Source organism: Deltaproteobacteria bacterium, assembly GCA_019310525.1.
Lineage (GTDB): Bacteria > Desulfobacterota > DSM-4660 > Desulfatiglandales > HGW-15 > JAFDEE01.
In genome coordinates this window covers 38,905-48,460 of record JAFDEE010000035.1, presented here as the reverse complement: position 1 = coordinate 48,460, position 9,556 = coordinate 38,905, and the positions used below count along the sequence as shown (strand labels likewise).

The window sequence follows — 9,556 nt, the reverse complement described above, 5'->3', positions numbered from 1 at the left end:
CATTCCCGCTATAATTCTGGCAGGGAGAGCGAAAGAGCCAAAATAGGCAGTGCTTGCCCGCCAGAATTATAGCGGGAATGTTAGCTTAGTGTCCATCCATAAATAGGCAATTTTGTTCAAGGTCAAGGAAGGCGAAGATTTTAACCACAGGAATACATTAAAGTATTTCGAGGATTAAAATCTGAGCCTGACGCAGAGATTGGGGAAAAGGGCCATTTATGGATGGACACTAGCTTAGATCGAAGGGGCATGGAGATCTTTTCCTCGTTCCCGAGTCTCACGGCCTGGTTATTTCAAGGGGTTAGGGACGGGGGAGTTCTGCCCCCTCCGCCGATCTCCCGCTTTTACAAGCGGGAGCCGGGGTTTCCCCCATCCCTAACCCCCTGAAATAACGAAGGCCTCCCAACAGGTCACTTCCGAAAAGATCTCCACGCCCCTTCTCCCGGTGGTGCGGACGATGGTTCTATGTAAAACTCTTAGGCCCTTCGACTCGTTGCCCCCCTTGAATTTACTTGAGGCGGGGGCTCGGGGATCTTTTCCGGGAGCCTCCGAACGAAAGAAAAGGCGCCAGCGGCCCTTCAGAAGCCAGTATTGAACCCAAATCAAACTACTATCGGCTGAAGCTGGATAACTTTATGGGCCAAGGGGTCAAGTGAAAATCATTTCCCCTTAAATTCCGATTTCTCACTCGAACCCTGGACCCCTTGGATCCTTGAACCCTATTATAAAACAATCGAGCTAAAGTCTTCGCCTGAAGGCCCAAGGTTCTCCCATTCCCGGAATGGGACATTAAAAAGCCACCCACAAATTTTCATAAGGAGCCTTATTTGCTTTCTACTCGCCCCGGATTCGGTGCTGCTCCCGCAACTTCTGCACGTATTGCAGCAAGAGCCCCCTTCCCGTCTCCAGGTGGCGTCTGGCGACAAACTCCGCCAGGGCGGCGTTCTTGGCCTTGATGGCCTCGATGATTTCAGGATGCTGGAGGAGCGTCTGTTGGAGCTGGTCCGGGATCATGGGAGAAAGGGTATAACGCCCCAGCAGGATGGACAGGTGGCGGAAGTTGTTCCAGATCTGTAAGACATACGGATTGCCGGAAGACTCTGCAATCGTCCGGTGGAACTGGTGGTTCAACTGGTGCACCAAGTCGTAGTTCTTGGTGGCCGCTGCCCTTTCGATCATGAATTGGTATTCCTCGAGCCGCTGGACCTGCTCGGATGTGATTTTGGAACAGGCAAGCCGGCTCGCGACTCCCTCGACCATGATCAGCACATCGTATATATTGTAGATATCCTCGACAGTCAGTTCTTTGACCCTGGCTCCCTGGTGAGCGGTGATCTCGACAAGGCATTCCTGCTCCAATTCCTTCAGGGCCTCACGGACAGGGGTTCTGCTAACATTGAACCTTCTGCAAAGTTCTATTTCCTTTAAACGTTCCCCACCGCGATACTCTCCCCTGACAATGGCTTCCCTCAACCTCACCACCACGTTATCCTTCAGGCCCATCTTTTGAAACCGCCTCCCTTCCTGTTTCCACCCCCGGCAAAACGGATGAAAGACCCGGGTTGTGAAGATACCGGATCTCTTTCAGATTCCTTGACCTTGATCAAAATTGAACGTTTTTTCAACTCGAATCTAGAGGGGCCAAGGGTTTAGGGTTCAAAGGAAAACCATTTTACCTCAAATCCTTTTTTCTCTCTCGACCCCCTGAACACCTTGGATCCTTGAACCATGTTAAAAAAAGGTCGAATTGAAGCCTTCGCCTGAAGGCCGAAGATTCCTCCCATTCCCCGAAAAGGAGAATAACAAGGAGGCGAAAATTTGTATACAAAAAATATGATAACATAATTCCCAAAGCAATGCGATTGCCATGAACGGCGATTTCTTCATCAGCCTGCATCACAAAACTCTTTGAATTTCTTGGTTATTTTACCATGCGCCTTCCTTGCAACCATTTCATAAAAAAGCCTTGACAAGGTTAGACTCCTTATATAGCATGTATACAATATTAGGCCGGGTACCGTAGGCAGGTCCCTTTTGGGGCGATCCCCCGGACTCTATCCTGTCAAGTGCATTCCTTCGTATTTTCTTAAACGAGAGACTCCAGCCATGGAAACCATTCTCAAAGGTCTTGAACCGCAAGCCTTTTGGCGCCATTTCTACCGCATTTCCCGGATCCCCCGTTGTTCTGGAGGAGAAGAGAAGGTCCGCGAATATGTCATGAAACAGGCCTCCAGATTGGGATTGCATCACCGGATGGATCAGGCCGGCAACCTGGTAGTGTTGAAACCCCCGGTGGGCCCGGCCAAGGACTCTCCTGTAGTTGTCCTACAAAGCCATCTGGACATGGTCTGCGAAAAGGAACCGGGTCTTGCCTTTGACTTCAAAACGGATCCTATAGAATGGATGCGGGAGGGAAACTGGCTCAAGGCCAAGGGTACCACCCTTGGTGCAGACAACGGTGTGGGCGTGGCCGTCTCACTGGCCCTGATGGAAACGGCAGATCATCCACACGGGCCCTTGGAATGCCTGTTCACTGTAGGGGAGGAAACCGGACTTATCGGTGCCCAGGGAATCTCTCCGGACCTGATCTCCGGAAGAATCCTCATCAATCTGGATTGCGAGGATATCCGAACCTTTTACATAGGAAGCGCGGGCAGCAGGTCCACGTTTATCAACCTTGTCCCGGAATGGGAGGAGGCCCCTCCCGGGCTGCTTGGGATCAAACTGATCGTGGAAGGACTGAAAGGGGGTCATTCCGGGCTGGACATCCACAGGGGCCGAGCCAACGCCATCAAACTGCTGGGAAGGGGCCTTCACGCCATCCGGTACGGTGATGCAACCGAATTTCGACTGGGGGCCATTCAGGGAGGATTCTCCCTGAACGCCATTCCCCGCCGGGCCGAAGCGGAAGGGGGGATCCCGGTGAGCGGCTTGGAGAGCATAAAAAGTGCTGTTTCTGCAATTACCGAAATCCTGCAAACCGAGTATCAACAGGCCGAGCCGGACTTAGGGATCAGGATTGAAACGGGCGGTGCCCTTGATGGGAAAAAGGTTTTCACCCTGAATTTTGAAGAGAAGCTCATCAATCTCATCATGGCAATTCCTCAAGGTGCTGTTTCCTGGGATCCCCAAAATCCGGAAATGGTCACAACCTCCACCAACCTGGGGGCGATCGGTATGTCCGGGGAGCGGTTGACCCTGGGGACCAAACAGCGAAGCTTCGTGGATTCGGAAATGGAGGCTCTCAGCGACACGGTTCGGGCCTGCGCTACTCTGGCCGGTGGGGAGACGGAAACGGGTGTCGGTTATCCCGGATGGAAACCCCGGCCTGATTCCCCCCTCCTTCAACGGGCGAAGAAGATTTACTCCAGGGTCTTCGGGCGGGAGCCGACCGTTGCATCAATCCATGCCGGACTGGAGTGTGGAGTGCTTTGCAGCAAATTCAAGGGACTGGACGCCATCAGTCTGGGGGCTACGATCCGAAACGCCCATTCCCCGGAAGAATCCCTTGAGATCACATCGGTCCTGGAACTCTGGTCCTTTTTAACCTCCCTTCTCCGGGACCTGGGGGAGTGAGAAAGGAAGGGCCCCGTGAAAATAAGGGTAATCATTCCAGTCTCCACGAAAAAGTGGAACCAAAGCGTGGAGGCCGCGGCCCGGCGCTGGCTCAGGCCGAAAATAGAGGTCGAAATCCGCAACCTTGCTCACGGTCCCGAGGCGATCCAGTCTGAATATGACGAGGCCAGGGGGGCCGCCCATGTCCTGCCTCTGGTGAAAGGGGCGGAGGAAGAAGGTTTCCAGGCCGTGATCATCTGGTGCTTCTCGGACCCCGGCCTGGCCGGTTCCCGTGAGATCGCCCGGATCCCGGTCCTCGGCATCGGCGAAACTTCCCAAGTGTTCGCCCTGACCCTGGCCGAGAAGATTGGGATTCTCACGACCCTGGATCAATCGGTCAATCGCATCCGACGCAAGATCGCCGCACGGGGCTTGGGTGACCGCATCCCGGTGATCCGGCCCTTGAATCTTCCGGTACTTGAATACGACCAGATTTCCAAGGTCGAGGAGCGGGTGCTGGAACGGGCCTTAGACATGCTGGGAAAAGACGGAATCGAGGCAATGATCCTGGGTTGCGGCGCCCTGCCGGACATGCGGGCGAAGCTCGAGGACCGCCTGGGGATTCCCGTGATCGATCCCGGCCCGGTGACCCTTAAGCAGGCGGAACTGATGCTGGATCTTGGTTACCGGCACAGCAAGCGAGCCTTCATGGAACCCCTGCCGGTCCCGGAACGCTGATGCCTCCAGGATTCCCGCACCTCCCGATCCAGGATACCCTGAACACGAGACCTTTGAAAAATGTTCAATTTTGTTCAGAGTCAAGCCTCGGGCCCGGAGGGATTACAACTCGGAGGCAACGGTAAACAGGGTTCCGGATGTTCTCAGGAGCGCCTGCTTGAAGAATAAATCCTATTTTGGGCATTAACAGGGTGATGAAAAACGTAGCGAGCGCAGCTTGTCACGCCGTAGCCGTGAGAGAGGCGGAAAATCGGGCAAAAGTGGGCGTTTTTTCAAAGGAAGGAGGTTATTGATGGAATTAACCCTTGGAACTGAAGTTAGGGACGAATACCTGAGCTGGGAAGTGGAGGCCGGGGCCCGGAAGCTCGTGGAGCAGATAATGCTGGTAAAACCCGGTGAGAACGTAGTCATCACCGCCGATACCAGTACGGACATGAGGGTGGTTCAGGCCACGGCCAGGGCCGCCATGGCCACCGGGGCCGTCCCGGTTGTCATCGTCCATCCCACCCAGAGCGAAGGATACCAGGAGCCACCGGCCCCGGTGGCAGGGGCCATCGCCCGGGCGGATGTCTGGATCGAATTCGCCGTCGGGCTGATCTTCCTGTCCAACGCTTACTCGAAGGCCATTGAGAACGGCGCCCGGTATATCTGCCTGACCGGCATGGACGCCGTCATGCTGGTGAATACCATTTACCGGGTGGATATCCACAAACTGATCGCCCTCGGGGAGCGATTGAAGGAGATGATCATGTCGGCTGACAAGGTGGAAATCTACAGCCCGGCCGGTACCGAGCTTACGGCCTATAACAAGGGCCGAAAGGCACGCCAATCGGGAAAACTGGCCGATACACCCGGCGAACCCGTCATGCTGGGAGGACAGGTATCCTGGTGCCCGATGGAGGAAACGATCAACGGCAGGCTCGCCTTCGACGGGGCCCTCTATCCTCCGACAGATCTGGGAATCCTCCGGGAGCCCGTCCATTTGACCCTGGAGGAGGGGGTGGTCACCAAGGTGGAGGGCGGTCCGGAGGCCAGGCGTTTTGAAAAGTGGCTGGCGGGATTCAATGACCCCAACATGTACAGGTTGGCCCATTACTCCCTTGGCTTCAATCCCGGCGTGACCAAGGTTACCGGCCGGATCGTGGAGGACGAGAGGGTCTTCGGCTGCATCGAGATGGGTATCGGATCCCAGGGGGCCCAGATCATGGGGAAGACTTGGAAGGCCGCCGCCCACACCGACGGCATTGTTCTCAACCCGACCATCGTCTTCGATGGCAAGACCATCGAAGAAGAAGGCCGTTATGTCCATCCGGACCTCGTTGACGCCTGCCGTGCACTTGGAGTGGCGGGTTATTAAGAGGTGCCCCGGGCCGACCTCGGCCCGGGAGCGGGGCCCATGATTCAGGAACCGATACAAAAGAGGAGGGGGAAAATGCGTTTTTCAATCAAATCGACGGCTCTAGCCCTGACCCTCACGATTCTCTTGGGAGTCGGGGTGGCAATCCCATCGGTCAAGGCGAAAGATACCCTAAGGGTAGCCTTTATAACCGATGCCCGAACCTTCGATCCCGCGACCATAACCCGCGACTACACAGGGTATGCGGCCGTTGGAGCGATGTATGATTTTCTGGTCCAGTACGAAAGAGTCCCTCAGCCCGACGGCACCGTCAAGGTAGACACCACCAAGGTGGTGCCCATGCTTGCCGAGCGATGGGAACACAACGCAGACATGTCCGAATGGACCTTTTATCTCCGGAAAGACGCAGTCTTTCATTCCGGAAACCCGGTCAATGCCCAGGCGGTGAAATACACCTTCACCAGGTACCGGAAAACGAAACTGGCGGCAAAGACCGTGCTGTGGCTGGCAAAAATCACCGAGAAGGGAATGGAGGTCCTGGATGAGCACACCATCCGCTTCAAGCTGGAAGGGCCCAACCCCCTTTTGCTGGACTACCTGCAGATGCTGAACCTGGGGATACAGGACCCCAAAACGGTCGAGGCCCATGGCGGAGTAATGGAGGGGAAGATAAACGAGTGGGTGGCCAGAAACGATTGCGGATCAGGGCCCTTCAAACTGGTATCATACAAGCCGGGGGTGGAGATAGTCTTCGAGCGTTTCGAAAGGTACTGGGGGCCCAAGCCGAAGATAAAGAAGGTGATTTACCAGATCATTCCCGAAGAATCGACCAGGGCGATGTTGCTGGAGCGGGGAAAAACAGACATCATGTGGTGGATCCCCTCCAAGGACTACGCGCTGCTGTCAAAGAAGAAAAACCTGAAGGTCATCGGCCGACCGACCATCAAGATCAACTACATCGACATGAACCGCAACCATCCCCCCTTCAACAACCCTCTGGTCCGAAAGGCCCTGGCCTACTCCTTCCCCTATAAGTCGGTCATCAACAACGTCCTTTACGGCAGGGCCATCCAGATGACCAGCCCAGCTTCCCAGGGGAGCCCCGGGCACACGTCCGAATTTTTCCATTACAAGCAGGATCTGAAAAAGGCCAAGGAACTGTTGGCCAAGGCCGGATACAAGGACGGCCTTTCCTTCTCCTTCCAGATCGGAGAGGGCCGAATCCCCAACAACAAGGAAGTGGCCGTGACTTGGCAGGCGGAATTGTCCAAGATTGGGGTGAAAATGGATATCAATGTTCTGCCCCAGGCGGTGTTCCTCGACAAGCTCAAGAACGGGAAAGTCCCTATATTCATGGTCGCATGGACCTCCTTCGTGACAGATCCCTGGTACCAATTCGGGTTCCTGCTGGGTTCCAAGAGCTTCTGCAACTATGCCAGGATCAAGGATCCCCAACTGGACGCATGGATCGAGCAGGCCTCGACCATGGTGGACAAGAAAGCCCGGTACGCCCTGGCCAGGAAAGTACAAAAGTACGTGATCGACAATGACCTCTGGATCTTCATGTTCCAGCCCATAGCCGACACGGCCATGAACAAACGGGTCAAGGGTTTCTGTCTGAATCCGGACGATCAGTTCCACGTTCGAACCATTTATTTCGAGTAGAAACCGAAGGATGCGGAGCACCTTCCCCCCCTCCCCCGGGGTGGAAGGTGCTCTTTAATAGTAAGGATTTCGCTGTTAGAAACGGGTTCCAATCGATTCATGAGCCTGGGTCGATATATCCTGCGGCGCCTGGTATATACCGTTCCCACGGTATTCGGCGCGCTGCTGCTCATGTTCATCGTGACACGGGTATTGCCGGGTGACCCCGTACTGATGATTCTCGGCCCGGCCCATTCCTCTCCAGAGAACGTTGAAGCCTTGAGCCGGATGATGGGCCTGGACCGTCCCCTCCCGATCCAATTCTTGACCTACGTGGGACATGTGCTCAGAGGCGATCTGGGGTACTCCTGGCGGGCAGGGAGCCCGGTGAGCAAGGAACTCCTGCGCCGCTTTCCTGCGACCTTCGAACTGACCACCTTCGCCTTTCTGCTGATGGTGGTCATCAGTCTGCCCCTCGGCATCATCGCAGGTTACTACCGGAACCGATTACCTGACCACATGATCAGCATCTTTACAGTAATCGGTGTATCCATGCCCATCTTTTGGTTCGGGCTTCTGCTGATCTACTTCTTCTTTTACCTCCTCAACCTGGCCCCGCCCCCCATGGGGAGGCTTTCACCCGAATTAGGCTATCCCCCGACCGTAACAGGCCTGCTGCTGATCGACACCCTGTTGGCCGGGGATCTAAAGGCCTTCCTGGGCGCGTTGAAGCAACTGATTCTACCAGGGCTCACCCTTTCCTTTTTCAACTGGGCAATCATTGTTCGGACCCTCAAGGCCGACCTGATCGAAACCCTCGAGGAAGACTATATCCGGACGGCCAAGGCTATGGGTGTCGGTCTGAGATCTGTTCTCTTCCGCCACGCCCTCCGAAATGCCCTTCTTCCGACCGTGACCATGGCCGGGGCCATTTACGGAGGTCTCCTAGGCGGATCCGTCTTGACGGAGGTGATCTTCGCCTGGCCGGGAGTGGGATCCTTCGCCGTGGAATCGATCCAATACCTGGACTATGCGGGACTTCAGGGATTTATCCTCTTCTACGTGCTCATCTTCGCAGTGATCAACCTGATCGTGGATATCTCATATCGATTGATCGATCCCAGAGTACAATTGGAGTAATGGGCCATGAAACCGAGTGAAGAAAGTCCGATAGATACCAATTCTCTCCGCTATAAATTTCGCCTGTTCATGAAGAACAAGCCGGCAATCGCAGGTTTGGCGATCCTGGCCGTGGTCTTCGTTCTGGTCCTCTTCGGAGAAGCCCTGGCCCCCCACGATCCCCTGGGGACCTGCTTCAAGGAAAAACTCATGGGCCCTACCCTGTCCCATCCCTTTGGGACCGACAATTACGGCCGGGACATCATGAGCCGGATATTCGCCGGTGCGCGCTATACCCTGCTTTCCGCCCTGGTGGCAGTGATGGTCGGGATCCTCGCGGGTACGCCGCTGGGACTCGTTTCGGGCTACTTCGGACGGGGAATCGACATGGTCTTCATGCGGGTGGCCGACGTGCTGCTGGCGTTTCCTCCCCTGATCCTCGCCATGGCGATCGTTTCGGGATTGGGACCTTCCCTGCTCAACGCAGCCCTGGCCATCGGTATCTCCTACATCCCCATCTTCGCCCGGATGGCCCGCAGCCGGGCTATCCAGGTGAAGCGCATGGATTACATACAAGCGGCCTATGCCCTGGGTTCCGGGCATCTCAGGATCATCCTGACCGATGTGCTGCCCAACTGCATGACTCCCCTGATCGTCCAGGGAACCATCTATACTGGTTACGGAGTCCTATGGGTGGCCAGTCTGAGCTTCATCGGCCTTGGCGCCAAGTTACCCACCCCCGAATGGGGCCTTATGATCGCCGAGGGGAGGCAATACATCATAAACGGCCAATGGTGGACCACCGTCTTCCCGGGTCTGTTCATCATGTTGGGGGTTGCCGGCTGTACCTTGATCGGCGACGGGTTAAGGGAGGTGTTCAATCCCAAGCTGCGATTGAAGTGAAGGATTCAACGCTCCGATGTCGGGAAAACGACAAATACCTGGATCTTGCAAGCGTCGAGTTTGCCGAAGATGCGAGGCATCGACCGCGCAGCTATACTCTCCTACCGCGAGCGGTCGATAAAGAAGCAGATCCCGGGTAAAATCGACGCTCCCGAAGGGTAAACAATCTTGAAATATTACTCTTTATTCTGTTCTCACCCATCGGGCAGAACTTCCATCCCCCTCTGGTTATGACCTAAC

Annotated in this window: 7 protein-coding genes; 6 read left to right on the top strand and 1 reads right to left on the bottom strand. The window is 55.4% G+C overall.

Annotated features, from left to right (window positions below):
* Positions 1 to 834: 834 nt before the first annotated feature.
* Complete coding sequence (locus tag JRF57_08490; protein ID MBW2303733.1) at positions 835 to 1,503, bottom strand: GntR family transcriptional regulator; 669 nt, start codon at positions 1,501 to 1,503, stop codon at positions 835 to 837.
* A 603-nt stretch (positions 1,504 to 2,106) separates the two neighbouring features.
* Between JRF57_08490 and pepD the strand changes: the two genes are divergently transcribed.
* The 6 genes from pepD to JRF57_08460 all read left to right on the top strand — a co-directional run bounded on the left by pepD (position 2,107) and on the right by JRF57_08460 (position 9,316).
* Positions 2,107 to 3,576, top strand: a complete 1,470-nt coding sequence (gene pepD, locus JRF57_08485; protein MBW2303732.1) for a beta-Ala-His dipeptidase — start codon at positions 2,107 to 2,109, stop codon at positions 3,574 to 3,576.
* A gap of 15 nt (positions 3,577 to 3,591) precedes the next feature.
* Entirely contained in the window at positions 3,592 to 4,293 is a 702-nt protein-coding gene (locus JRF57_08480) for an aspartate/glutamate racemase family protein (GenBank protein ID MBW2303731.1), read from the top strand.
* Positions 4,294 to 4,585: 292 nt separating this feature from the next.
* Entirely contained in the window at positions 4,586 to 5,650 is a 1,065-nt protein-coding gene (locus tag JRF57_08475) for a hypothetical protein (protein MBW2303730.1), read from the top strand.
* Positions 5,651 to 5,725: 75 nt separating this feature from the next.
* Entirely contained in the window at positions 5,726 to 7,315 is a 1,590-nt protein-coding gene (locus tag JRF57_08470) for an ABC transporter substrate-binding protein (protein ID MBW2303729.1), read from the top strand.
* Positions 7,316 to 7,414: 99 nt separating this feature from the next.
* Positions 7,415 to 8,434 (top strand): ABC transporter permease, encoded by a 1,020-nt coding sequence (locus JRF57_08465; protein ID MBW2303728.1) that lies wholly within the window; start codon positions 7,415 to 7,417, stop codon positions 8,432 to 8,434.
* A 6-nt stretch (positions 8,435 to 8,440) separates the two neighbouring features.
* Positions 8,441 to 9,316 (top strand): ABC transporter permease, encoded by an 876-nt coding sequence (locus JRF57_08460; protein MBW2303727.1) that lies wholly within the window; start codon positions 8,441 to 8,443, stop codon positions 9,314 to 9,316.
* The last annotated feature ends 240 nt before the right edge of the window (positions 9,317 to 9,556 follow it).